Annotated in this window: 22 protein-coding genes; 4 read left to right on the forward strand and 18 right to left on the reverse strand. The window is 71.2% G+C overall.

What is annotated here, in order from left to right; genetic code table 11:
* Window positions 1-29 precede the first annotated feature (29 nt).
* From IPJ78_07845 to IPJ78_07860, 4 genes are all read right to left on the reverse strand, one after another.
* Window positions 30-257: a hypothetical protein gene (locus IPJ78_07845; GenBank protein MBK7906461.1), complete on the reverse strand. Its 228-nt coding sequence runs from the start codon at window positions 255-257 to the stop codon at window positions 30-32.
* 12 nt (window positions 258-269) lie between these two features.
* Window positions 270-1982: a sodium:solute symporter family protein gene (locus IPJ78_07850; GenBank protein ID MBK7906462.1), complete on the reverse strand. Its 1713-nt coding sequence runs from the start codon at window positions 1980-1982 to the stop codon at window positions 270-272.
* 139 nt (window positions 1983-2121) lie between these two features.
* Entirely contained in the window at window positions 2122-2799 is a 678-nt protein-coding gene (locus IPJ78_07855) for a spermidine synthase (protein MBK7906463.1), read from the reverse strand.
* A gap of 1 nt (window position 2800) precedes the next feature.
* The gene (locus IPJ78_07860; GenBank protein ID MBK7906464.1) at window positions 2801-4408 is read right to left on the reverse strand and encodes a protein kinase; all 1608 of its coding nucleotides are present in this window, start codon (window positions 4406-4408) and stop codon (window positions 2801-2803) included.
* A 126-nt stretch (window positions 4409-4534) separates the two neighbouring features.
* Here IPJ78_07860 and dacB point away from each other — a divergent pair, with 126 nt between their 5' ends.
* Window positions 4535-6088 (forward strand): D-alanyl-D-alanine carboxypeptidase/D-alanyl-D-alanine-endopeptidase, encoded by a 1554-nt coding sequence (dacB, locus tag IPJ78_07865; GenBank protein MBK7906465.1) that lies wholly within the window; start codon window positions 4535-4537, stop codon window positions 6086-6088.
* Window positions 6089-6125: 37 nt separating this feature from the next.
* On the opposite strand, the gene IPJ78_07870 is transcribed toward dacB, so the two are convergent.
* From IPJ78_07870 to IPJ78_07900, 7 genes are read right to left on the reverse strand one after another with little or no spacing between them, the layout of a single operon-like run.
* On the reverse strand, window positions 6126-6833 hold the full coding sequence (locus tag IPJ78_07870; GenBank protein MBK7906466.1) for an SGNH/GDSL hydrolase family protein: 708 nt from the start codon (window positions 6831-6833) through the stop codon (window positions 6126-6128).
* Between the two features lie 12 nt (window positions 6834-6845).
* Entirely contained in the window at window positions 6846-8567 is a 1722-nt protein-coding gene (locus IPJ78_07875) for a M20/M25/M40 family metallo-hydrolase (GenBank protein MBK7906467.1), read from the reverse strand.
* Between the two features lie 28 nt (window positions 8568-8595).
* Entirely contained in the window at window positions 8596-11277 is a 2682-nt protein-coding gene (locus IPJ78_07880; GenBank protein MBK7906468.1) for a hypothetical protein, read from the reverse strand.
* Between the two features lie 16 nt (window positions 11278-11293).
* Window positions 11294-11734: a hypothetical protein gene (locus tag IPJ78_07885; GenBank protein ID MBK7906469.1), complete on the reverse strand. Its 441-nt coding sequence runs from the start codon at window positions 11732-11734 to the stop codon at window positions 11294-11296.
* A complete protein-coding gene (locus tag IPJ78_07890; protein ID MBK7906470.1) occupies window positions 11727-12140 on the reverse strand; it encodes a nuclear transport factor 2 family protein in 414 nt (137 codons plus the stop codon). Before IPJ78_07890 ends, IPJ78_07885 begins: the two co-directional genes overlap by 8 nt.
* Entirely contained in the window at window positions 12137-13153 is a 1017-nt protein-coding gene (locus IPJ78_07895) for a M28 family peptidase (GenBank protein ID MBK7906471.1), read from the reverse strand. The genes IPJ78_07890 and IPJ78_07895 overlap by 4 nt, the downstream gene beginning before the upstream one ends.
* 41 nt (window positions 13154-13194) lie before the next feature.
* Window positions 13195-13641, reverse strand: coding sequence for a hypothetical protein (locus IPJ78_07900; protein ID MBK7906472.1), 447 nt, complete (start codon window positions 13639-13641; stop codon window positions 13195-13197).
* Window positions 13642-13841: 200 nt separating this feature from the next.
* Here IPJ78_07900 and IPJ78_07905 point away from each other — a divergent pair, with 200 nt between their 5' ends.
* Window positions 13842-14393 (forward strand): hypothetical protein, encoded by a 552-nt coding sequence (locus tag IPJ78_07905; protein MBK7906473.1) that lies wholly within the window; start codon window positions 13842-13844, stop codon window positions 14391-14393.
* 3 nt (window positions 14394-14396) lie between these two features.
* On the opposite strand, the gene ggt is transcribed toward IPJ78_07905, so the two are convergent.
* The 3 genes from ggt to IPJ78_07920 form a co-directional block, all read right to left on the reverse strand.
* A complete protein-coding gene (ggt, locus tag IPJ78_07910) occupies window positions 14397-15947 on the reverse strand; it encodes a gamma-glutamyltransferase (GenBank protein MBK7906474.1) in 1551 nt (516 codons plus the stop codon).
* Between the two features lie 167 nt (window positions 15948-16114).
* Window positions 16115-16819 (reverse strand): hypothetical protein, encoded by a 705-nt coding sequence (locus IPJ78_07915; GenBank protein ID MBK7906475.1) that lies wholly within the window; start codon window positions 16817-16819, stop codon window positions 16115-16117.
* Window positions 16820-16911: 92 nt separating this feature from the next.
* Window positions 16912-17514: a hypothetical protein gene (locus tag IPJ78_07920; protein ID MBK7906476.1), complete on the reverse strand. Its 603-nt coding sequence runs from the start codon at window positions 17512-17514 to the stop codon at window positions 16912-16914.
* 167 nt (window positions 17515-17681) lie between these two features.
* On the opposite strand from IPJ78_07920, the gene IPJ78_07925 reads away from it, so the two are divergent.
* Both IPJ78_07925 and IPJ78_07930 read left to right on the forward strand, forming a co-directional pair.
* Window positions 17682-18050 (forward strand): hypothetical protein, encoded by a 369-nt coding sequence (locus tag IPJ78_07925; protein ID MBK7906477.1) that lies wholly within the window; start codon window positions 17682-17684, stop codon window positions 18048-18050.
* Between the two features lie 53 nt (window positions 18051-18103).
* On the forward strand, window positions 18104-20101 hold the full coding sequence (locus IPJ78_07930; protein ID MBK7906478.1) for a S9 family peptidase: 1998 nt from the start codon (window positions 18104-18106) through the stop codon (window positions 20099-20101).
* A 60-nt stretch (window positions 20102-20161) separates the two neighbouring features.
* On the opposite strand, the gene IPJ78_07935 is transcribed toward IPJ78_07930, so the two are convergent.
* From IPJ78_07935 to IPJ78_07950, 4 genes are all read right to left on the reverse strand, one after another.
* Window positions 20162-21028, reverse strand: coding sequence for a hypothetical protein (locus IPJ78_07935; GenBank protein ID MBK7906479.1), 867 nt, complete (start codon window positions 21026-21028; stop codon window positions 20162-20164).
* Between the two features lie 91 nt (window positions 21029-21119).
* The gene (locus IPJ78_07940) at window positions 21120-21530 is read right to left on the reverse strand and encodes a hypothetical protein (GenBank protein ID MBK7906480.1); all 411 of its coding nucleotides are present in this window, start codon (window positions 21528-21530) and stop codon (window positions 21120-21122) included.
* 21 nt (window positions 21531-21551) lie between these two features.
* Window positions 21552-21980 carry an SRPBCC domain-containing protein gene (locus IPJ78_07945; GenBank protein MBK7906481.1) on the reverse strand — a complete coding sequence of 143 codons (429 nt, stop codon included), beginning with the start codon at window positions 21978-21980 and terminating at the stop codon, window positions 21552-21554.
* A gap of 15 nt (window positions 21981-21995) precedes the next feature.
* The gene (locus IPJ78_07950) at window positions 21996-22811 is read right to left on the reverse strand and encodes an AraC family transcriptional regulator (GenBank protein MBK7906482.1); all 816 of its coding nucleotides are present in this window, start codon (window positions 22809-22811) and stop codon (window positions 21996-21998) included.
* Window positions 22812-22954 lie beyond the last annotated feature (143 nt).

Here is a 22954-nt window from a genome sequence, read left to right on the forward strand (position 1 = left end):
TCACTGCTCCGGCATGGAGGGGAGGGCGACTAGCCCTTCGCGCGCGCGGCATCGCGCCGCGCGAAGAACAGGAACAGGGCGCCGGTCACGAGCATCGCCGCGCCCCACCAGAGGTTGATGTTGAGGCCGCCGGACTTCGCGTACATCTCCGCATCGGAGGCGGTCATCAGGCCGAAGCCCGCGAGCACGACGCCGAGCGCGACGAACAGGCCGCCGATCGGCACGCGGAGGTCCATCCCACCGATTCCTTCACTCATGGTCGGCGTGCCTCAGGCGAAGAGGAGGTTGAGCACGAGCGTCATCCCCAGCACGGCACCGGCGAAGACCGCCGGCCGCTGGTACCAGGCGAGATGACCCTCGGCCGGCTTGGGCGTGAGCGCGTAGACGAGGCCCTTGAGTTCCTCGTCGGGGCGGGGCTTCGTCATCAGGCTGATCACGATGGTCACCACGGTGCACGCGGTGAACGCGATGATCGCGGTCCAGAAGGTCTGCGCCATCTCGCTCGGGTACGTGTGCACGAGGCCGAAGAAGCCGCCCTTCACGCCGGGCACTGCCCCCACGGCGAGCGTGAGTCCATGATGCAGCGCCGCGCCGCCCATGCCGGAGACGAGACCCCAGAATGCGCCGTGCCCCGTCGACCGCTTCCAGAACATGCCGAGGGCGAAGGTCGCGAAGAGCGGCGCGTTCACGAACGCGAAGACGAGCTGCAGCAGCTCCATGATGTTGTTGAACGCGCCAGCGACGTACGCCGCCGCGACGGACAGCAGCACGCCGCCCACCGTCGCGGCGCGCCCCATCCACAGGTAGTGGTCATCGCTCGCGTGCTTGGCGATGTGACTCTGGTAGATGTCGTACGTCCAGACCGTGTTGAACGCGGTCACGTTGCCCGCCATCCCCGACATGAAGCTCGCGAGCAGGGCGGTGAGGCCGAGGCCGAGCATCCCCTCGGGGAAGAGCTTGATGAGCAGCATCGGCGTCGCGAGGTCGTAGTCGAGCACCGCGCGGCCGGCGGCATCGATCATCGGCGCGCCGGCCTCGGTGAGCTTGGCCGGGATGATCCCCGCGCCCGCGTCGCCACCGGCGGCCGTGAGCGCGAGCGCGATCATGCCGGGGAGGATGACGAGGAACGGGAAGAGCATCTTCGGGACCGCGGCGATCAGCGGCGTGCGGCGCGCGGCGGTCATCGAGTCCGCCGCCATCGCGCGCTGCACCACGAGGAAGTCGGTGCACCAGTAGCCGAAGCTGAGCACGAAGCCCAAGCCCATCACGAGCCCGAACCACTCGACGCCCACGGGATTGGTCGCGGCGCTGCTCATCCCCTGCCAGGCGTGGGTGTACGCGCCGGGCGCGAGCCCGCGCGTCGCCGCGGCCTCCGTCAGCCGGGCAGTCAGGCCTGCCCAGCCGCCGACCTCGCGGAGCCCCAGGAAGACCAGCGGCGCGAAGCCGAAGACGATCATGAAGAACTGGAGCACTTCATTATAGATGGCGCTCGTCAGCCCGCCGGCGAAGACGTACGCCAGCACGATCACCGCCGAGACCAGCACGCTGACGTCGAAGCTCCAGCCGAGCAGCAGGTTGAAGAGCTTGCCCATCGCGTACATCGAGATGCCCGACGAGAAGATCGTCATCGCCGCGAAGCTCACGGCGTTGAGCGTCCGCGTCTTCTCGTCGAAGCGGAGCTTGAGGTACTCGGGGACCGACCGCGCGCGCGAGCCGTAGTAGAACGGCATCATGAACAACGCGACGAACACCATCGCCGGGATGGCGCCGATCCAGTAGAAGTGGCTCGTCGCGATGCCGTACTTCGCACCCGAGGCGCCCATCCCGATGACTTCCTGCGCGCCGAGGTTCGCCGAGAGGAAGGCGAGGCCGGTGACCCAGGGCGGCAACGAGCGGCCGGACTGCAGGAACTCGCTCGCCGTGTTGGTGCGGCGCCGCAGGGCGAAGCCGATGCCGAGGACGACGCCGAAGTAGAGCGCCATCACGAGGTAGTCGACGGCCGTCAGGGTCGTCGCGGGGACGTGCTGCACGGTGGCTCCGGGGGTGGGCTGCGGCCGCCGCGGGGGGCGGCGACCGGAGCGACGGCAGAGCTTACTGCCGTCGGACCCTCAGGGCAATGACCTAACGCGCGTCCGAGGGGCGGGCGACGTACAGAATGTGCAGCGGCCCGCGCGTGTCGTGTGCCCGCACCTTCAGCGTCTCCACCTTGAGCTTGGCCCGCTGCAGCAGGTCCACGAACCGGTGGTCCTCGCCCACGCTCCAGTAGGCGACCACGCCGGGGCGCCGCAGCGCCCGGATGGTCAGCATGATCCCCCGAGCCGCGTACAGCCGGTCGTTCTCCGACATGATCATCCCCTCGGGGCCGTTGTCGGTGTCGAGCATGATCGCGTCGAAGCCGTTCGGCTCGCCCTCGAGCACCTTGAAGACGTCGTCGTGCACGATCCGGACGCGCGGGTCGGCCATGGCCGTCGCCGAGAGCTGGTACTCGGGGTTCGCGTTCCACGCGATCACCTCCGCCATCAGCTCGGCGACCACGACCTCCGCGTCCGGACCGAGGGCCTTGAGGGCGGCGCGCAGCGTGAAGCCCAGGCCCAGTCCGCCGATGAGCACGCGCACCTTCGGTCGATCCCGCAGCCCCTCGCACGCGACCTCGGCGAGCCGGTCCTCCGACAGGTGACGGCGCGACGACATCAGCTCCACGCCGTCGGCGCGGATGAGGTACGAGCCATCGTGGCGGAAGAACTCGATCCGCGTGCCGTCGGGCGTCGTGGCGTCGCCGAGGCGTTCGAAGGGCTTCACGTCAGCACGTTGGCGAGCGTTCCATGAAGGAGTAGCGCCGTCCCGTGACCGGCGTGAAGGTCGTGTCCCAGTCGCGACAGTTGACCTTGCGGACCTGGACCTTCACCGCGCCGGGGGGGACCGTGACACTCACGAGGCCCATCCCGCCGAGGATCCCGACCTGCCGGTCGTTCACGAAGAGCACCGTCTGCATCGTCTGGCTGCCGACGCGCACGACGACCGAGTCCGCCGGCGCATTCACGTCCATCACCGGGGCGGAGGCGAGGCGCGCGGCGAGGTCGGCGATCGCGTCGGCCGGGTCGCCGGCGTTCGCCGTCGTGTCCGCCCCGGCCACGGTCGTCGATTCGGCGGCCGCGATCGCACCGCTGTCCGGCATCGGCTCGGGCACCGGGGTGCTCGGCAGCTCGGGGGCGATGCTCGCGATGGGGGCCGGTCGCATCGCCGCGCTGATGTCCTCGCGGAAGACGTACCAGCCGCCGCCCAGCGCCGCGGCGAGGAGGGCGAAGACCGCGAGGGCGGTCCCGCCGCCGCCCTGCCGGGCGGGCTCCGGACGCGCATGGGTCGCGGTCACCGGCCGGCGCGCCGCCCCCGAGTTCGCGCCCGTGTTGGCCCCGGAGTTGGCGCCGGTGAGCGGGCCACTGGTCGAGTTCCGCGGCATCGGCGTCGTCGGACTCGTCGTCGCGCGCAACTCGGCCGCCGCCTGCGAGGTCGGGACCGTGCGACGCGGGGCCATCCCCTTGGCGCCGGCACCGGCGCCCTCAAGGGCCGCCGCCGCGTCGTTGAGCGTCGCGAAGCGGTCCGCCGGGTCCTTGGCGAGCATCCGGTTCACCACGTCGACCACCGGGGCGGGGATGTCGATGCGCAACGTGCGCAGCGCCGGCGGGGGTTCGAGCAGGTGCCCGCGCATGATCTCGCCGAGCGAGGGCCCGTTGAACGGCGCGCGCCCCGCGAGCATCTCGTACGCGACGATGCCGAGCGAATACTGGTCCGCCGCACCGGTCGTCGTCTGCCCATTGAACTGCTCCGGCGACATGTACGCCGGCGTGCCGATCACCGTCCCGACCTGCGTGAGCCCCTGCACGTCGTCGCGCTTGGCGATGCCGAAGTCGGTGACGTAGAGCCAGCCATCGTTGCCCACCATGATGTTCGCCGGCTTCACGTCGCGGTGCACGACGCCCTTCTCGTGCGCGTGCGCGAGCGCGCGGCCCACCGTGGCGATGGTCTTCACCACCATCTCGACCGACTGCATCGGGTCCTTCTTGAGGATCGAGTCGAGCCCGCGGCCTTCGATGTACTTCATCGCGAAGAACGCGAGCTTGGGGTCCTCGCCGATCGCGTAGATGGGGACGATGTGCGGGTGGCTGAGCGCGGCGGCCACGCGCGCCTCCCGACGGAAGCGCTCCACCGCGCCCGGCGTCGACGCCACCTCCATCGACATCACCTTGATCGCCACCTCGCGTTCGAGGGCGATCTCGGTGGCGCGGAAGACGGTCGCCATGCCGCCGGCGCCGAGTTCGGCGCCGATCGTGTAACGCCCCGCGGTCGCCGCGCGGAGGCGGTCGATCAGCGGGCGCTCGTTGGGCGAGGAAGGCGGGGTGGGAGTGCGCATGAGATGGGTGGGGGCCCAACCAACAAGACGACCGAGCGGGGCGGCGCGCCACGCGTGGCGACCGGGTCCGGGGCGGGGCATATTCTCGGCTCGACAGTCCTCCTTGCCCTGCACCTGGAGTCCGTGATGCGCACCCTCCGCGCCGCCGTCGTCTTCCTCCTCGCGGTCTCGGTCACCGGTGTGGCGCCGCGCGCCCTCCACGCGCAGCCCGCTCCCGACGCCCGCATCCGCGCCGTGATGGAACGCCCCGAGTTCGCCCATGCGAGCTGGGGGATGGAGTTCTACGACCTCGACGCGAAGAAGGTGCTCGCCAGCGTCAACGGCGACCGGCTCTTCGTGCCGGGCTCCACCACGAAGCTGCTCACGATGGGCACCGCGCTCGAGGTGCTCGGGCCCGATCACCGCTTCACCACGCGCGTCTACCGGACCGGTCCCATCCGCGACGGCGTGGTCCAGGGCGATCTCGTGGTCGTCGCGAGCGGCGATCCGAATCTTTCCGGCCGGCGCCGCGAGGACGGGACCTACGCCTTCATCGACCGGGACCACTCGTACGGCGGACCGCCGCTCGCCACCGACCCGCTGACCACGCTGCGCGACCTCGCGCGGCAGGTCGCCGCTCGCGGGATCCGCGCGGTCTCCGGACAGGTGATCGTCGACGCCTCGCTCTTCGCGGAGGGCGAGCGCGAACTCGGGACCCGGATCGTGATGTCGCCGATGGTCGTGAACGACAACGTCATCGACATCGTCGTCACGCCGGGCGCGCGCGCCGGCGATGCCGCGACCGTCCAGGTCTCGCCGCGCACGAGCCTGCTCACGGTGCAGGCGACGTTCACGACGGTGGACTCCGGCGCACCCGCCGTCACGCGGAGCATGGAGGACAGCAGCGACGCCGACCATCGCATCCTCGTGCTGTCGGGCATGGTGCCTCGTGCCACGCCCTCCAACCTCCGGTGGGCGGTCCCGTCACCGCGCCGCTTCGGCGAGATCGTGCTGAGCGAGGTGCTCGCCGACGCCGGCGTGCGGGTGTTGCCGCGCCTCAGGCAGCGCAGCGTGGACGTGCCGTCACTCGCGGCGGCGTACGTCGATTCGATGGTCGTCGCCGAGCACGTCTCGCTCCCGCTCACGGCCGAGGCGGTGGTGCTGCTCAAGACGAGCCAGAACCTGCACGCCAGCAACTTCCCGTTGCTGCTCGGGTCGCGGCCGGATGCCCGCCGCGCCGGGCGCAACGGTTTCGATCTCGCGCACGACTGGCTGCAGCGCGAGTCGCTCGACCTCGGCGGCGCCGTGCAGGGTGACGGTGCGGGCGGCAACGCCTGGTTCTCGCCGCGATTCATGACGCGCTACCTCGCCGTCGTCGCCGGCAAGCCCTGGGCGGACGCCTTCCGTGCGGCGCTGCCGGTCCTCGGGCAGGACGGGACCCTCGCGACCATCCAGGTGGGATCGCCGGGGGCAGGGAAGGTCTTCGCGAAGACGGGCACCTACTCCACGTACGATCCCCTCAACCGTCGCACGCTCGTGACCGGCAAGGGACTCGCCGGCTACTTCACGTCACGCAGCGGCAAGCGCGTCGCGTTCGCGATCTACGTGAACAACCTCTCGGTCGCGTCAGGCGACCCGACGATCGTCGCGGGGCAGGCGCTCGGCGAGATCGCATCGCTGGCCTGGGAGCACATCCGCTGAGCGAGTGCGCGGGGCGGTACGCTGCCCCGCACGGACCTCACGGCCTTCCGAACGGCCTTCCGAGCGCGCGCGCGATCGCCGCGTCGGCGAGCGGCGCCATGAGCCGATAGCCGGCGAGGTTGGGATGCACACCGTCATCGGCGAGCGACGGCGGCAACCCGCCGCGCGCGTCGGCCATCGCCGTGTGGTAGTCGAGATACGTCTCGCCGATCTCCTCGGCGTACCGTCGCATCCACGCGTTGAGCGCGATGATCCGCGGCGCCGGCTCGAGCCCAGGCTTCCAGGGGTAGTCGAACACCGGCAGCACCGACGAGAGCACCACGTGGATGCCGTTCGCGCGCGCGATCTCCGTCATCCCCCGCAGGTTGTCGGCGATCATCTCGTTGGTCGACGGGCCCGTGTTGCCCGCGATGTCGTTCGTGCCGGCGAGGATGACCACCACCTTGGGCCGCAACGCGACGACATCCTGTCGGAAGCGGATGAGCATCTGCGGCGTCGTCTGTCCGCTGATCCCGCGGCCGAAGTACGGCTTGCCGGGGAACATCGTGGCGAAGTGTGGCGCCCACCCTTCGGTGATGGAGTTGCCGTAGAAGACGACGCGCGCCTCGTCCGGTGCTGGCGCGGGGAGGGCCGCGTTCTCGGCCGCGTAGCGCTTCAGGTTCGCCCAGTCGGCGTTCGGCTGCGCGTCGGCGGGGATCGCGGCGCTGATGGACATGGCGAGGAGCAGGGCGAGGGCGGGGCGCATGGGCGGTGACGGTCAGCGGGGGAGGGCGTACACGGCGACGCTCGGGGCGAGTGCGTCGAGACGCACCCACAGGGCGAGGCCGACGGCGGCGACGAGCAGTGCGCTCGCGGCCAGCAGCGTCGGGCGACGTGGCCAGTCGGGCATCACCGGCGCGAGAAGCGCGAGCGCTGGGATGAGCAGCGGAGCGATCGCCGACGGCAGGTCGGCACCGACGCCGAGGAGCAGGAAGTGCGCGATCGAGCCGAGCCAGGCGAGCCCGATCGCGGCGATGCTCATCGCGACCACGCGTGGCGCGGTGGCGCCGGGTGCCGCGAATCCCTGGATGAAGAACGCCGCCGTCGCCGCGAGGAGGGGCCAGACGAAGATCGGGCCTCCGCCGGGCAGGAGCACCTGCGTCACCACACCGAGCACCAGCGTCAGCACGCCGGCGCCGACGGACCGGCTCGAATCGCTGCGCGCCCAGGTGGCGGTGGACGCGAGGAGCGTCGCGAGGACGAGGCAGGCCGCCTGCAGCTCGAGCCGCGGCAGCGCCGCGAGACGGTCGTAGTAGTTCAGCTCGGGGCTCGCGGCCGTGAGCGAGAGTTTGTTGACGAGGAAGAGTGCCAACCCCGCGACCACCGCGACAGCGAACCCGTCGAAGGCGACGCCCGCGGCCGACCGCGCGCTCCAGTCGAACTTGCGGTGATACGCCGCGAGCGCGAGCACGAGCGCGCACACCGCGAGGAGGATCCACCCCGTCGCCGGCGCATACGAGAACATCGTGACGCCGAGGACGTCACTGAAGACGACCGCCGGTGCCTTGCCGGGGAGCGTGTCCACCGTGAGCAGGGCGCGCGTGAGGTCGAGCGCCTGCGCACCCATGTGCTGCAGGGTGCCGGGGTCGATCTCGTCGGGCGTGGCCAGCGGGGAGTGATAGAGCCGGGCGTCGCCGACGTTCGCGATGTTGAAGCCGATCGCGCCGCGCGCGAGCGCCGGGGTGAAATCGGTCGAGTTGGGGAGGCGTTCGTAGATGCTCACCGCGATCGAGTTCGCCGCCGGGTGCCGGACCACGTCCTGGTACAGCGCCATGAGCGCGCCGTTCTCGGTGTTGGTCTGGAACATCGAGGCGAGCCCGCCGCCGCCGCGCGATTCGAGGTCGATCAGCACCCCGACGCGATCGGCCAGCGGATCGGCCGTGCTGTCCTTGGCGAAGAACGCGCGCGCGCCGGTGAGGCCGATCTCCTCGCCGTCGGTGAGGATGAGGATGAGGTCGCGCCGCTGTGTCTCGCGCGGGATCGCGCGGGCGATCTCGAGTGCGGCCGCGACCCCGAACGCATCGTCCGCCGCGCCGGGCGATCCCCAGACGGCATCGTGGTGCGCCATGAGCGCCACGGTCGGGCCCATGGAGTCGGCGCCCTGCCGCCACGCGATGAGGTTGGTGCCCGTCGCGACCGAGTCACCGCCCCACGACCTGAGGCGCGCGGCGGCGCGCGGCGGCATGGGATACGTGGTCTCGCGCCAGGTGAAGCCGAGCGCGGTGAGACGCGCCCCGAGATGCGCGCGTGCCACCGCGATCTCCGGCGTGCCGGTTGCGCGCGTCGCGCTCGCGATCGCGCGGATATCCGCCATCGCGCGCGTCGCCGAGAACTCGGTGGCCGGGGCGTCGGCCGGGAGTGGCGCCGGGGTCCGCACGGCGGCCCAGCCGAGCACGACGGCGCCGGCGAGGGTGAGGAGGAACGAGGTCGTGCGCGTCATGCCGGGGGGTGCTCGCGAAGCGGGAGCCCTAACCTAACTCCTCGGGGCGTCGCTGTCCCTCGGTCAGCTGCGGATCGGGAGCGACGCGGAGCGGGCGCGTCGCACGCGCGTCGCCGGCCCGCACCTCCACGACAAAGGCACCCGGGCGCACATCCACGAGTCGGCCCGCGCGGTCCATCACCTGCATGTCCCACTCGACGGTGGTGACGCCGGTGCCCAGCGACAGCGACCACTCGCGCACCACCTGCCCGGTCGAGTCGCGCACCGCGATCGTCGCCTCGCGCGGGCGATCGGACGCGACCTGCATCCGCGCCACGCGCCGGCCACGCCGATCGCCCGGGACCGCATCCCACGGATACCAGTCCTGCACGACGTCACGCACGGGGAAGAGATGCAACGCGGTGCCGGACCACTCGGTGCGCGGCGTACGGATGGGTGCGAGGTCGAGCACCCACGCACCCCGTCCGTACGTCCCGATCACCAGTTCGCTCTCCCGCGATTGCACCGTCAGGTCCTGCACCGGCGTCGACGGAAGCGACGCGTTCAACGACTCCCACGATCCGCCGCGATCGCGCGAGACATAGACCCCGAGGTCGGTGCCGAGGTAGAGGAGGTCGGCGTTCATCGGGTCCTCCTTGATCACGTTCACCGCTTCCGCCGGGAGGTTGGCGGCGATCGAACGCCAGGTGCGACCGGTGTCGTTCGACGCGAAGACGTAAGGGCGCGTGTCGTCCTCGCGGAAGCCGGTGAAGCTCACGTAGATCGTCGCGGCGTCCCGGGCCGAGAGCGTCACGCGGCTCACCCATTTCTTCGGGAGGCCGGTGTCGATGCGCCGCCACTGCGCGCCATCATCGGTGGAGAGCCAGAGCCGCCCGCCCTCGGTGCCGCCGGCGAGCATCCCGGGGCGCAGCGGCGACTCGGTGAGCATCGTGAACCCGCCGGTCGTCACCGGCGTGCGGTCCGCGCCGGCCGGGTCACCGAGCTCCGGGCTCACCGCGCGCCAGCTGCTCCCGCGATCGGTGGACTTGAGCACCCGGTCGCCACCCACGTAGAGCGTCCGCGGATCGTGCGGGGAGATGAAGAACGGGGTGTACCAGCTGAAGCGCAGCGGCGCCGAGCCGCGCGGAAGGCGAGGCCGGATGTTCTGACTCGACGGACCGCCACTCAGGATCGAGCTGCCCGTGATGTCCATCCGCATCATCGCGCCGTTCTGGTGCTCGTAATAGATGAAGCGGTCGTCGGTCGGGTCCGGGAGCGTGACATAGCTGTCGCCGCCGGTCCATCGGTCGAGATAGACGCTCCGCCACGGATCGGGCACGGCATCATCGAGCGACGCGTCACTCGGGCCGAAGAGCGCCGCGTTGTCCTGTGTGCCGGCATAGATCCGGTACGGCGACCGATCGTCGGTCGCGACGAAGTACATCTGCGTGACCGGGATGTTGTTGAGGTGCAGCCAGCTCGCGCCCGCGTCATAGGAGAGGAAGAGGCCGCCGTCATTGCCGAGCAGCACGCGATCCGGATTGGCGGGATCGATCACCATCTCATGATGGTCCAGATGGAGCGCGCGCCCCTCGGTCTCGTGGAGGCGGAGGATGCGGTCGCCGATGCGCCGCCAGGTCGCACCGCCGTCGTGCGACTCCATCGCGTGGTTGCCGAGGATGTAGAGATGCTGCGCGTCGCGCGGATCGACGCGGATGTCGGTGAACTTCCATCCGTACGCGCCGAAGAGTTCGAAGAGGTCGCCCCGGTCGACGCGGCGCCACTGCTCGCCGTGGTCGTCCGAGCGGTACACCGACCCGCCGACGAACGGACGGTCCTTCACCGAGCTCGGCGAGCGGTCGTCGAGATGGAGGTAGACGACGCCCGGCGCGCCGGCGGCGACCGCGATGCCGGCGCGGCCGAGCGGGCCGGTCGGCAACCCGTTCGACGCGCGTCGCCAATGGCGTCCAGCGTCGGTGGACTTGAAGAGGCCGCCGCTGCGTCCCTGCTCGATCTGCCACGCCCACGCGTACAGGATGCGCGGGTCCGACGGGTCCATCGCGAGGTCGACGACGCCGGTGGAGTCGTCAATGCGGAGCACCTGCTCCCAGTGCGCGCCGCCGTCCTCGGTGCGGAAGACGCCGCGCTCGCGGTTGGCCGACCACTGATGCCCCATCGCCGCGACGAACACGACGTCGGGGTCGCGCGGATCGATGAGCACCTTGCCGATGTGATGCGTCTCGGCGAGGCCCATGGCGGTCCATGTCTCGCCGGCGTCGGTGGATTTGAAGACCCCGGTCCCGGGATACGCATAGCCCGCATAGCGCGGCTGCGCCTCGCCCGAGCCGACCCAGACGACGCGCGGGTCGCTCGGCGCGACCTCCACGTCGCCGATGGCAAAGGCGCTCTCGTGCTCGAAGATGGCGCGCCAGGTGAGGCCGTTGTTCACCGTCTTCCACAGATTGCCCGACCCGACCCCGACGTAGATCGTGCCCGTGTTGCCCGGCGGGATCGCGATGGCCTCCACGCGCGCGCCGATGCGCACGGGGCCGACGGGGCGCCAGGCGAGGCCGCGGAACGGCGAGGCGCGGTCGAGGGCTTGGTGCTCCGCCCAGGCGGTGGCGCGCTCGGCGGAGGTGGTCGGGGACTGCGCGCGCGCGGCGGACGCGGGGCTGAGCGCGACGAGCGCGCCGAAGGCGGCGAATGCGATGCGCGAATGGCGACCCCTCATGTGCGATCCTCTCCCGTCATGCCAAGCAGGGTTCGAGCCAGCAGAGCAGTCCGATCGCGGCGAACGCCGCCAACGGCAGTCCGATCAGCACCATCGCCGCCGTCCGCCCCGGGCTGAACGGACGGGCGACGGTCCGCGCCTCCGTGATCTCCGACGAGAGCACGAAGGGGATGCCGCGGGTCCGGCACGTCGTCATCCCGGACGCGCGGTGGAGCGAGTAGACCGTGCCGAACCGGATCGTGTCGCCCGCGACCGCGGTGACGACGCCTTCGAAGCGCGTCGCGCGGCAGCGCGCCGGGCCCTCCTCGCCGACGAGGTGCACCGCGAACGGCGCCGCCGACGTGATGCGGATCGCGCGGCGCGGCTCCGGGCCGGTGGGCGCGAGCGGAGCGCTCGCGCGGCAGGCCTGCAGGCCGAGCGCGAACGTGAGGACGAGGCAGGTCGGGAGCTTACGCATCCGGTGGTCCCGTTCGAGGAGTGGAGGCGGCCAGCATCGCCGCCATGCGCTCGTGGATGAGGTGCACCGCCTTCAGCGGTCGCAGCATCACCTTGAAATCGGTGATGCGGTCGCTCGCGTCCCACCGGATGAGGTCCACGCCGTTCACGACGACGCCGTCGAGCTCCACCGTGAACTCGAGCGCGGCATCGTGCGCCCCCACGATCTCGCGCACGTAGCGGAAGCCCGGCTGGCCGAACACCTCGAAGGCCGCCGCGAGGTACATCGCCGTGACGCGCTTGCCGACCTGCGGCGTGTGCATCACTGGCGAGTGGAAGACCACGTCGTCGGCGAGGAGGACGTCGAGGGCGCGAGGGTCGCGCGCGGCGAGCGCGGCGTGCCAACGGACGAGGGCGGGCGGGGTCATGGCGTCGCGGAACGGGGAAGGGCCACCGGTGCATCGCCCAGGGCCCGCACGAGGGATTCGGTGAAGACCACGACCCGAACCAGGCCGTCGTAGTCGACCTTCGCGGGTGTGTCGTCCTTGGTGTGATACGCCTCGTGCACGCCGGTGAACAGGTGCAGCGACGGCAGGCCGAGGCGCGCGAACTCGATGTGGTCGCTGCCCGTGCCACGAACGCCGAGATCCGCGGACGGATCGAGCCGCACCTCCGCTTCGCGTGCGGCGGCATCGAGCTGCGTGGACCAGGCCGGTGATGTCGCGGTACCGAACACCGTCAGCCGCTTGCCGCCGAGCCGCCCGACCATGTCGAGGTTGATCATCGCCACCATCGCGCGCACCGGCACCGGTGGATCGGTCAGGAACGCGGTCGATCCGAGCAGGCCGAGCTCCTCCGCGCCGAAGTGCACGAGCAGGATCGAACGGCGGACCGGCGCGGACGCGAGGCGCCGCGCGAGTTCGAGCAGGGCCGCGGTCCCGGAGGCATTGTCGTCCGCGCCGAGATGTGGCAGGCGCGCGGTCCGCGCATCCCGCGCGCCGATGCCGGTCGCGCCGAGATGATCGTGATGCGCGCCGAGCACGATCCACTCCTGCGCCAGCACCTCGTCGGTCCCGGGGATCGCGGCGATCACGTTGGTCGCCAGCGCGGTGGAATCGAGGCCGGTATTCCGCAGTGTCCAACGGGGCAGCGCGAAGGTCTGCCGGTAGCTCCGGGTGCAACGCCCGCTGTCGTCGCAGGGCCCGCGGCCCGCGGGGTCGACCTGCATCGCCACGTACGCGCGCGCGAGATACGCGATCGTGCTGTCCGCGCCCGCCGTGCCCGTCGCACGGCCGGCGAACTCGGCGCTCGCGAGCCGTCCCACATCGCGCACCAGCGCAGCGCGGGAGGAGTCGAGGGCCTCCCGCGGGGTGAGGACCTGCCCCTTGGCGACCGAGGGGAGGAGAACCGCGAGCAAGAGCCAACCGGAGGCCACGCGCATGGCGGGAAGATACCGTGCGCCGCGGACGCCGGCGCCCCCGTTCACGTCATCTGGCACGTGCCACCGCAGGCGATCACGATCGCCGCGATGAGCGCGGCCGGGATCCCGAGCACCACGAGCGCGACCGAACGCAGTGCGCTGAACTTGCGGGCGTCCACCTGTGGCGCCTGCACCTCGGAGAGGACCACGAACCCGTCGCCCGGGCGCCGGCAACTTCCGACGCCCGGCGCGCGATCGTAGCCGAACACTGTGGCGAAATGGATGGTGTCCCCGGCGACGCGGCGGACCGATGCATCCACGCGCTCCACCGGGCACGGCTCCTCGCCGGCCTTCAGGTCGGTGGTCCGCAGCGCGAACGGCGTCGCGGAACTCACGCGCCCCCGGCGCTGCGGCACGGGTTCCTCTGGGCCGAGCGGCGCGCTTCGGTAGCAGGCCTGTGCGCTCATCGCGAACGCGAGCAGCAGGCAGGTCGGGGTACGATGACTCATCGTGCGCCTCCGGAGGCCAGGTCGTCGGCGCGCAGGAAGTCGAGGACGGTGCTGGTCATGGGGCGATCCGGGTTCGGGGTGCCTGTCAGTGGAGAAGATGCGAAGGGTTCGCGCGCTCCGCATCCCGACCGGCCCCGGACGGGGAAACGATCCCCGGCCGCCCGCGTACGGACAGCATCCCTTCGCCACCAAGAGTCCCGTTGACCGCCGACGCATTCCCTCGCATCCGCCTCGCCCTCACGGGGGTCGTCACGCTCGCGTACTGGGCGCTCCTCGCGTGGCAGTACGCCCACGACGGCGTCCCACGACACCACCTCCTGGCGCGCGCCGACCTGCCCTCCTTCACCAACTGGTGGGGGGCGGTCACCGTCCCGGCGCTCGTCTGGTTCCTCACCGGTCGCGTGCAGCTACGGCTCGCGGCCGCGCGTTCCGCCGGCGGTGCGGACGACATCCTCCGCTCCGCGGGGTTCGCGTTCGCCGGCGCCGCGCTCTATGGCGCAGCGCTCGCCGGTGCGTTCCTGCTCGGACGCGAGGAGGTGTCGGGCGTCCTCTTCCAGGCGATCCCGCTGCTGGGCCTGCTGCTCCCGATCTACCGCGCCGAGTACGTGCTCGGCTTCGCCCTCGGGCTCACCTACGCGTTCGGGCCGGTGCTGCCGGTCATCATCGCGTCGGTCCTCGCGCTGGTCTCGCTCGTGCTCCACCTCACGGTGCGTCGCGCGCTCACATGGGCCGTGGCGCGCGCGCGTCGCTGAGGCTCAGTACCCGACCGCCATCCCGTCCTTCCGCGGATCGCTCCCCGCCGCATAGCCGCGCGGCAGCCGGATGATCGCCTGCGCCCCGCCGAACGCCACCGGCGGCGCGTCGATCATCACGTGCCCCATCGCCGTGAGCGCCGCGCGCACCGCATCGCCGATCGGCGCCTCGAGCGCGACCCGCATCCCGTCGTAGTGCCGGAACCGCGCCGCATCGATCGACTGCTGCACATCCATCCCGAACACCAGGTGGTTCAGCAGGAACTGCACATGCCCCTGCGCCTGCACGCCGCCACCCATCAGCCCGAAGCTCATGTACGCCTGCTCGCGCCCGTTCACCACCTGCGTGACGAAGGCAGGGATGAGCGTGTGGAAGGGCCGCTTCCCAGGCGCGACGGTGTTCGGCCGATCCGGCGTCAGGGTGAATCCGGCGCCGCGATTGTGCAGCGCGAATCCGGTCCCCGGCACCACCACGCCCGACCCGAAGTAGTCGTAGATCGAGTTGATGAACGACACCATGTTCCCCTCGGCGTCGGCCACCGTCAGGTAGATCGTCTCGCTCTGCGTGCGCAGCGGGCCCGGATCGACGCGCGACTGCGCGCGGACCGGGTCGAGGTGGCTCCGCCGCTCCGCGATGAACTCGTCGCTCAGCATCCGCGACGCCGGCATGTCGAGATGGTCCGCGTCGCCGACGAACCGGTCGAGGTCGGCGTACGCGAGCTTCTTCGCCTCGATGAGGTGATGCAGGTACGCCGGCGAGTTGTGCCCCATCGCCTTGAGGTCGTACGGCTCGAGGATGCGCAGCATCTCGAGCGCGGCGATCCCCTGGTTGCTCGGCGGCAGCTCCCAGACGCGGTAGCCGCGGTAGTCCGCCGACATGGGCGTCACCCAGTTCGGCGCGTTCCGCGCCAGGTCGTCGAGCGTGAGGAAGCCGCCGAGCGCGTCGAGGCGCTGGACGATGCGCCGGCCGAGCGCGCCACCATAGAAGACGCCGATGCCGCTGTCGGCGATGGTCTGCAGCGTGCGGGCGTAGTCGGGATTGCGGAACCACTCGCCGGCCTTCGGTGCGTGCCCTCCGGGGAGGAAGGTCGCCGCTGCCGCCGAGTCGCGCTGGAGGAAGGACGTCTCGGCCGCCCACTGCGCGGCGATGATCGGCGTCACGGGGAAGCCGTCGCGTGCATACCCGATCGCCGGTGCGAGCACCTGGCGCAGCGCGCGCGTCCCGTGCGTGCGCAGCAGCATCTCCCATCCCGCCAGCGCCCCCGGGACCGTGACCGACATCGCGCCCTGCTGCGATCCCGGGCGGAACCCGCGCGCGAGCAGGGTCTCGCGCGTCATCTTCGCGCCGGCGCGACCGCTCGCGTTGAGCGCGACCAGCCGCTGCTCCTTCGCCAGCCAGACGATCGCGAACATGTCCCCGCCGATGCCGGTCATGTGCGGCTCGGTCACGGTGAGCACCGCCGCCGCGGCGACGGCCGCGTCGATCGCGTTGCCCCCCTCGCGCAGCACCTGGAGCCCCGCCGCCGATGCGAGCGGCTGGCTCGTCGCGACCATGCCGCTCGGCGCATAGACCGTCGAACGGCCGGCGAGCGTCGTGGGGCGCGGCGCCTGCGCGCCGGCAGGCGCGGGGCAGAGCAGGGAGCAGGCCGCGAGCGCCGCGACCGCGGCACCGGTGACGGAACGGGTCATGCGCACTCCGATGTGGGGGAGGAGCGAACGGCTCAGTCGTGCTGCGGCAGCGTCCCGCTCGTGTGCGCACGATCGCGCGCCTCGGCGACCATGCCGCGCAGCAGGCTCACGAGTTCGGGCACGCTCAGCTCGTGCACCGGATGGCCTTCGTGGAAGGCGGTGCCGAGTCCGATGGTGCGTGTGCCCTCGCGACGCTTGAACGACTGCGACCGGATGAAGTCGTAGATCACGTACGCGATGGTGCACTTCCAGATGACGCGCTCGAGCAGCGCCGCTTCCGCGGGCTCCACCAGCGCGCGCACGATCTCGAGCGCCTGCTCCTGGTGCAGCAGCGTGTGCTCGGGACCGGGGAAGGTCTGCGCGATGTCGAGCCGGGCCGTCGGCGAGAGGCCTTCGGTGATCGCGACCACACGCACGAGCTGCAGCGGATGCACGAGCGTGAGGTAGGGGTCGCTCGAGAGCTGCTCGGCCTCGTCCTCGAAGGCCTCGCCGGTCGACGGATGCATCGCGACCAGCTCATGGGCCACGCCCTCGAGGTAGGCCGCGCAGAGCGTCATCGCCTCGTTGTTCCGGCCCGCGCTCAGCAGCACCATCACATAGAGGACGCGCTCCTCGACGTCATCCCAGTAGGCATCGATGAGCTGCGTGCGTTCCGCGTCGCGGGTCGCGATCTCCGTCGGCGAACCGGGGACGATCCGTTGCAGGCGTTCGTGGAGGCGGAGGGCGCGGGCGGACACGGGCGGTCAGGAGGGCGAAGGTGTGATGTGAACATGGGGCCATCGCCCCCCTTTCGCCAACCGCACGGGTCCCGAAGGGTCGCTCCGGGCCCTCAGCGGGGGAGCTTCATCGCCTTGTCGAAGGCCTCGATCGCGGCGCCGGTCGGGCCGGGCGGATTCGCCGGGCTCTTGGCCAGCGCTTCGGCCGCGGCGAGGGCGCCGTCGACGGCCTGCCGCAGGTCGGCGGGCAGGGGCTGCCGGCTCCAATTGGCCGAGCGATCCAGGTAGAGCGCGGCGAGCCGGAGGTCGGTCGCGACGGCCTCCAACCTTCCGAAGCGGCGGAGGCCCCAGCCGGTCACCGCCAGCTTCAGGTGATTCTCGGCGAGCAGGCGGTCCATCGCGACGAACTCCTGCTCGAGCGCGGCGGTCGTGATCGCCCCGGTCTGCACGCGCTCGGCGAGCGAGGTGAAGCGGGGTTCGAGCTCGACGAGCCGTGCGCCGATCTCCTCGTCCCGGCACCGTCCGATCTCGGAGCGGAAGGCGACCGAGGCGAGTTGCAGTTCGCGCGCGGCGAGGCGGGCCTGACCGCCCGCGAGGAGCTGCTGGATCTTCTCGAATCCGATCATCTGTTCCTGCGCGGCGACCGGCGCGGCGAGCGGCGCGGCGAGCGCGGCGAGGCAGAGCAGGGAGAGCGCAAGGCGGGGGAAAGGACGCATGAGGGGCCTCCCGAGGGTGGTGCTCCCACGATACGACCCGGCGCCGCAGCCGCCATACGGAAAGCTCGGGCTCGGGGGGAGGGAAATCCCGGCAGAGGATCGCCCCGCGTTCGGCCGCCGGGCGACGCAGTGGCGGTCCTGCGAGTGCCGCGGCTAGCATTCGCGTCATGCCCTGCACCGTCACCCGTGAGCCGCGCTGGCTCGTCATCGAGTTCCGCGGGATCGTCTCCAAGGTCGAGTTCCTGAAAGGCGTCGAGACGGTCGAGGCGTTCGAGCAGGACCCGGCGTGCCCGGTCGACCGGATCTACCTCCTCGCGGGGATCTTCGGCCGCGACCTCGACTTCAGCACGCTCGAGCGCCACGCCGCGCCGCGACTGAGTGGTGACTTCGATCGCCCCGCGCGCTCCGCGCTCGTCGCCGCGACGCCGGCCGGCACGAACTACGCGAACCTCTTCCAGAAGCTGAACATCAATCCGCAGCTGACCCACGCACAGTTCCGGACACGCGAGGACGCCGAGGCCTGGCTCTCGGCCTGAGACGCAGGACCGGCGTGTAGCGGCCCCGGCGGCCGACGCGCCAGATTGTGGACATGCGCCTCCTCCGCTTCCGCCTCGCCGTCGCGCTGTTCCCCGTCGCGATCGCTCCCGTCGCCCTCGCGGCACAGGCCTCTGCTGCCGCGCCGCGCCCCGTCACGGCTCGCGACCTCTACCGCCTGCGCGACGTCGGCGATCCGCAGGTATCGCCCGACGGCGAGTGGGTCGCCTACACCGTGAGCCGCGCCGACTCCTCCCGCGACGCGCGCGACACCGACCTCCACATGGTGCGGTGGGACGGCACGCGCAGCGTGCGACTCACGTCCACCAAGGCGAGCGAGTCGCAGCCGCGCTGGAGCCCCGACGGGAAGTACCTCGCCTTCGTCTCCGCCCGCGGGGACGATGACCAGTCGCAGCTCTGGCTGCTCGATCGGGCCGGCGGCGAGGCGCAGCAACTCACCTCCATCGCGGAAGGGGTCGCCGACTACGTCTGGTCCCCCGACGGCGCCCGGATCGTGATCGTCTCGCAGGATGCGGACTCCGCCGCGCGGGCGGACACGTCGAAGCCGCGTCCGATCGTCATCGATCGCCTCCTCATCAAGCGCGATGGTGACGGGTGGCTCGACCGGCGTCGCACGCACCTGCACCTGGTCGAGGTCGCGACGAAGGCGGTCACCCGCCTCACCAGCGGTGACGCCGACGACCGCGAGCCCGACTGGTCGCCGGACGGCACGCGGATCGTGTTCACGAGCGCGCGCCACACGGACGAGGATCGCACCGACGAGACCGACCTCTATGTGATCGACGCGCGCGCCGGCGCGGAGCCGCGGCGCCTGACCAGCACCCCGACCGTCGAGCGGGCCGCCAGCTGGAGTCCCGACGGCCGGTCGATCGCGTTCCTCCAGGGGACCTTCGTGCCCGTGCCGATGTACGGCACGCAGCGCGTCGCGGTGATCCCCGCCGACGGCGGCGCGGTCCGCGTCCTCGCGCCGGCGCTCGATCGCCCGCAGACGGCGCCCGTGTGGACGGACCGGGGCGACGCGCTGCTCACCGTCATCGACGACGACCGCCGTGGCGTGCTGCTGCGGATCGCGCTCGCCGACGGCGCCATCACGCGCGTCGTCGACGGTCGGCAGCTGGTCGAGTCGGTCCATCAGGCGAAGGGGCGCATCGCCATCGTCCTCGGCGATGCGACGACGCCCGGTGAGGTGCACGCGCTCGACGCGAGTGGCCCGCGGCGACTCACGCACGAGAATGACGCCTGGCGCGCGACGGTGAAGCTCGCCGGCGTGGAGGAGTTCGAATCACGCAGCCGCGACGGCACGATCGTGCGCGGCCTGCTCGCGCGCGCCGCGGGCGCCGAGCCCGGCCGACCGCATCGCACGGTGCTCTGGATCCACGGCGGGCCGGTGGCGCAGGATGACCATTCGTTCTGGCTCGAGCGCGAGGTCCTGGCGGCAGCCGGATGGAACGTGCTGCAGATGAACTATCGCGGCTCCAGCGGACGCGGCGAGGCGCATCAGCGCGCCATCTACGCCGATTGGTGCGGCAAGGAGGTCGAGGACCTGCTCGGCGCGGTCGATCAGGCCGTGCGCTCCGGCATCGCCGACTCCGCGCGACTGGCCGTCGGGGGATGGAGCTACGGCGGCATCCTCACCGACTGTCTCATCGCGACCACCCCGCGCTTCAAGGCGGCCGTGAGCGGGGCGGGGAGCTCGCTCTTCACGTCGATGTTCGGCTCGGACCAGTACGCGGCGCAATACCTCGCGGAACTCGGCGCCCCGTGGAAGGACCCCGCGCTCTGGCAGAAGCTCTCGTACGCCTTCTGGCGCGCCGAGCGGATCTCGACCCCGACGCTGTTCATGGGCGGCGCCGACGACTTCAACGTGCCGATCGCCGGCTCCGAGCAGATGTACCTCGCGCTCCGCAGCCGCGAGGTCCCGACGCAGCTCGTCGTCTACCCGGGCCAGCACCATGGCATCCGGCGGCCGAGTTTCGCCATCGACCGGATGGAGCGGTGGACGACGTGGATGGAGCGCTGGGTGGCGCGCTGATCGCGCGTCCAAGGGCGTCCGAGGGCCCTGACCGCGATCGCGGTCAGGGCCCTCTCCCCATCAGGTGCGGATGAACACGACCGACGGCTCCACGCCGCAGGCGGTCCAGCGCATCCGCAGGTACCCGGCGCGTCCGTTGAACGTCCCCTGCGCGCGCACCTCGCCGGCGGTGATCCGCTGCGCCGCGTCGCAGGTCGCATCGTACGAGAGCGGCGTCTGCGTCGTGACCGCGAACGAGAACTGCTCGGCGCCGCGCGTCCAGTCCACGGTGCCGGTCGCCGAGAAGGTCCCGCTCGGCAGCGGCTGTCCCGCGGCGAGCACCTGCCCGGCCGCGGGCGTGTAGCTCACGGTCCAGACCTTCTCGACGGTCGCCTGCGCGCCGACGTTGAAGGTGCGCGTGATCGACAGGTCCGACGCGAAGGTGAGTCCGGAGCCCGCGATCGCGATGCTGCGGGTGCCGGTGCGCGAGACGGTATAGTTGCGCGCGGCGACGCCACCACCGGTGAACGCGAAGGTGAGGCCCGTCAGCGTGTTGGTGAAGGCGAGCCCGGCCTGCGGGGTCGGGTCCTGGATGCGCAGCGTGCCGGTGATGGCGACGGTGCCCCCGCGGCGGTTGGTGCGCGTGCAGGCCGGCGTCGTGAAGACGATCGTCGCGTCGTCGTAGATGCCGTCGCCGTCGGTGTCCGTCGTGTTGGACGGAGCGACGCACGGCGCCACGACCTGCGCCATCCCCGGCGCCGGTTCGAAGCTCGGCGTCACTGCCGCCTCGATGATCATCGCGTCGACGTCGTTCTCGACCTCGTCCTGCATCGTCGCGCCGACCTGCGTGGTCTGCACCGCGGTGAGACCGCCGTCGGGGCCGGTAGTGTCGTCACACGCGGCGACGGCGAGGAGGACGGCAGGGACCAGCAGGCGCAGGCGGGACATGGCGGACTCCAGTGAATGGTGGGGTGTGTCTCCATTTCACGGGGTCGGACGTGCGAGTCGCGCCGACGTTAGCCGCGTGACGCAGGTCACGCTACTTCGCGCGCATCCGGTTGTTACGCGCGTGGTGCTCGAGCTCGCAGAGGCCGAGCGCTTCGAGCAGCGGCGGCAGATACATGCCGAAGCGGCCGCGGAAGCCCTTCTTGAGCCCGTACCACCCGCCGATCGGGTTGTCCGGTGAACGCCCCCACGCCTCCACGGTGCCCGCCTTCGCCGGCTTCTGTTCATCGGCGGAGCCCAGTTCCACCCAGTCGCCGGCCGCCCGCAGCATCGCGTGTAGGTCGGCGACGCAGCGCGCGTCGTAGTGCAGGATGGTCGTCCCGACCGTGCAGACGAGGATCGTGCGCCCGTCCTTCTCCTCGACGTGCATGGTGTAGTCCGAGGTGCCCGGGGGCGTACGGAGCTTCCACGGCGACGCCTTCCCGCGATCCAGTACGATGGCCATCGAGGTACCCGTGATGGGAGGTCAGCGTGACTCGGCGCGCCGCTTGAGATCCTGCGCGAAGCGGTCGAACGACTCGTCGAACGACGGGATCATCCGCGCGAACAGCGGGAAGAGCGGTCCGCCGATCCGTTCGTGCATCGTGAACGTGGTCCCGGTGCCACCTGGCCGCAACTCGTACGTCCGGCGCCCCATCGCGTCGCCCCAGACGAGTCGACGCGGGGCCTCGCACTCGCGCACCGTCAATGAGAAGGTGCGCTTGGGGTCGAGCGACGAGACGAGCTTGATCCGCTGACCGGCGGCGATCACCCCATCGATCGACCGCACGGTGGACGTCCAAGTGGGATAGGCGGCGCCGTCGATGAGGACGGACCACACCGCATCGGCGCTCGCCTCGATCTCGATCCGGACGTCCGTCTCGCGGGAGAAGAACCGATGTCGTGTCTGGGCCATGACCGTACGGTCACCTCAGGACGGGGGGGAATCTTGAACGAATCGGACAAGGTTGGGGCTGAAATCCGTCGGCGCGCCGGCGGGGAAGTAGCCCACCTGCTGTCCGGGTGTGACACCGGCGAAGCGCCGATGCTCGCGCACGAAGTGCGCATGGTCGGAGTAGCCGAACTCGGCAGCGACCTGTCCCAGCGTGCATCCCGGGTCGTGCCGGAGTCGCGTGAGCGCGCGCTGGAAGCGCACGATCCGCACCAACGCCTTGGGCGTGATGCCGAGGCCGGCGCGGAAGAGTCGATCGAGACGGCGCAGCGGGATCGGCAGCTGGTCCATCCGCGTCGCGCCGGCTTCGATGCGTGCCTTCATCTCGAGGAAGTCCTCGGTCGCGGCGGTGAGCCGAAGCCGCTCGAGGAAGTAGGCGTCGAACCGTCGCGCCTGTTCGTCCGCGTCGTGGTCGCGAAGCGAGCCGTCGAGATCGCCGTCGAAGGCCTCCTCCACCGGCACCACGCGGTCGGTCCACTCGTGCAGCGATCGGCGCACGAAGGGCGCGAGACCGCCGACATGGAAGCGCACGCCCGCGAGCACCACCTGGCCCCGCTGCGCGATGCGGATCGGTCGCAGGCGCTGGGCGTCGAGGTTGGAGTGCGCGATGGTCACCTCGGGCTCCCCGTGCACGGTGCGCATGTACGGGACGCCATGGTTGAGCACCAGGTCGGCCCGGGCGTCGACGAAGACGTCCACCGTGAGTGCGTACGGCTGTGCGGGACTCGCGCGCACGAACCAGTAGTGCTCGATGAACGGCGCCAGGCGCGGATCGGGGCGGCGGAGTTGGTACATGATGGATGCGCCCCCTAGGTCCGCTGTTGCATCGGAACATTATAGCCCTGGAACGGAACGTCAGAGGCACTCCGAATGCCCCTTGCACCCAACTCATTGCTCGGCAACGTGTTGGCGATCCGCGCACGCTGGCCGGATCCTTG

Source organism: Gemmatimonadota bacterium, assembly GCA_016714015.1.
Lineage (GTDB): Bacteria > Gemmatimonadota > Gemmatimonadetes > Gemmatimonadales > Gemmatimonadaceae > Pseudogemmatithrix.

What these genes read in the sequence shown, in the direction of transcription:
- IPJ78_07920 (MBK7906476.1), bottom strand. Translation starts at nt 17,514, where the DNA reads ATGCGTCCTTTCCCCCGCCTTGCGCTCTCCCTGCTCTGCCTCGCCGCG.
- IPJ78_07890 (MBK7906470.1), bottom strand. Translation starts at nt 12,140, where the DNA reads ATGACCCCGCCCGCCCTCGTCCGTTGGCACGCCGCGCTCGCCGCGCGC.
- IPJ78_07860 (MBK7906464.1), bottom strand. Translation starts at nt 4,408, where the DNA reads ATGCGCACTCCCACCCCGCCTTCCTCGCCCAACGAGCGCCCGCTGATC.
- IPJ78_07870 (MBK7906466.1), bottom strand. Translation starts at nt 6,833, where the DNA reads ATGCGCCCCGCCCTCGCCCTGCTCCTCGCCATGTCCATCAGCGCCGCG.
- IPJ78_07930 (MBK7906478.1), top strand. Translation starts at nt 18,104, where the DNA reads ATGCGCCTCCTCCGCTTCCGCCTCGCCGTCGCGCTGTTCCCCGTCGCG.
- IPJ78_07880 (MBK7906468.1), bottom strand. Translation starts at nt 11,277, where the DNA reads ATGAGGGGTCGCCATTCGCGCATCGCATTCGCCGCCTTCGGCGCGCTC.
- IPJ78_07925 (MBK7906477.1), top strand. Translation starts at nt 17,682, where the DNA reads ATGCCCTGCACCGTCACCCGTGAGCCGCGCTGGCTCGTCATCGAGTTC.
- IPJ78_07885 (MBK7906469.1), bottom strand. Translation starts at nt 11,734, where the DNA reads ATGCGTAAGCTCCCGACCTGCCTCGTCCTCACGTTCGCGCTCGGCCTG.
- IPJ78_07900 (MBK7906472.1), bottom strand. Translation starts at nt 13,641, where the DNA reads ATGAGTCATCGTACCCCGACCTGCCTGCTGCTCGCGTTCGCGATGAGC.
- IPJ78_07935 (MBK7906479.1), bottom strand. Translation starts at nt 21,028, where the DNA reads ATGTCCCGCCTGCGCCTGCTGGTCCCTGCCGTCCTCCTCGCCGTCGCC.
- ggt (MBK7906474.1), bottom strand. Translation starts at nt 15,947, where the DNA reads ATGGTCGCGACGAGCCAGCCGCTCGCATCGGCGGCGGGGCTCCAGGTG.
- IPJ78_07950 (MBK7906482.1), bottom strand. Translation starts at nt 22,811, where the DNA reads ATGTACCAACTCCGCCGCCCCGATCCGCGCCTGGCGCCGTTCATCGAG.
- IPJ78_07895 (MBK7906471.1), bottom strand. Translation starts at nt 13,153, where the DNA reads ATGCGCGTGGCCTCCGGTTGGCTCTTGCTCGCGGTTCTCCTCCCCTCG.
- IPJ78_07940 (MBK7906480.1), bottom strand. Translation starts at nt 21,530, where the DNA reads ATGGCCATCGTACTGGATCGCGGGAAGGCGTCGCCGTGGAAGCTCCGT.
- IPJ78_07845 (MBK7906461.1), bottom strand. Translation starts at nt 257, where the DNA reads ATGAGTGAAGGAATCGGTGGGATGGACCTCCGCGTGCCGATCGGCGGC.
- IPJ78_07945 (MBK7906481.1), bottom strand. Translation starts at nt 21,980, where the DNA reads ATGGCCCAGACACGACATCGGTTCTTCTCCCGCGAGACGGACGTCCGG.
- dacB (MBK7906465.1), top strand. Translation starts at nt 4,535, where the DNA reads ATGCGCACCCTCCGCGCCGCCGTCGTCTTCCTCCTCGCGGTCTCGGTC.
- IPJ78_07875 (MBK7906467.1), bottom strand. Translation starts at nt 8,567, where the DNA reads ATGACGCGCACGACCTCGTTCCTCCTCACCCTCGCCGGCGCCGTCGTG.
- IPJ78_07850 (MBK7906462.1), bottom strand. Translation starts at nt 1,982, where the DNA reads ATGGCGCTCTACTTCGGCGTCGTCCTCGGCATCGGCTTCGCCCTGCGG.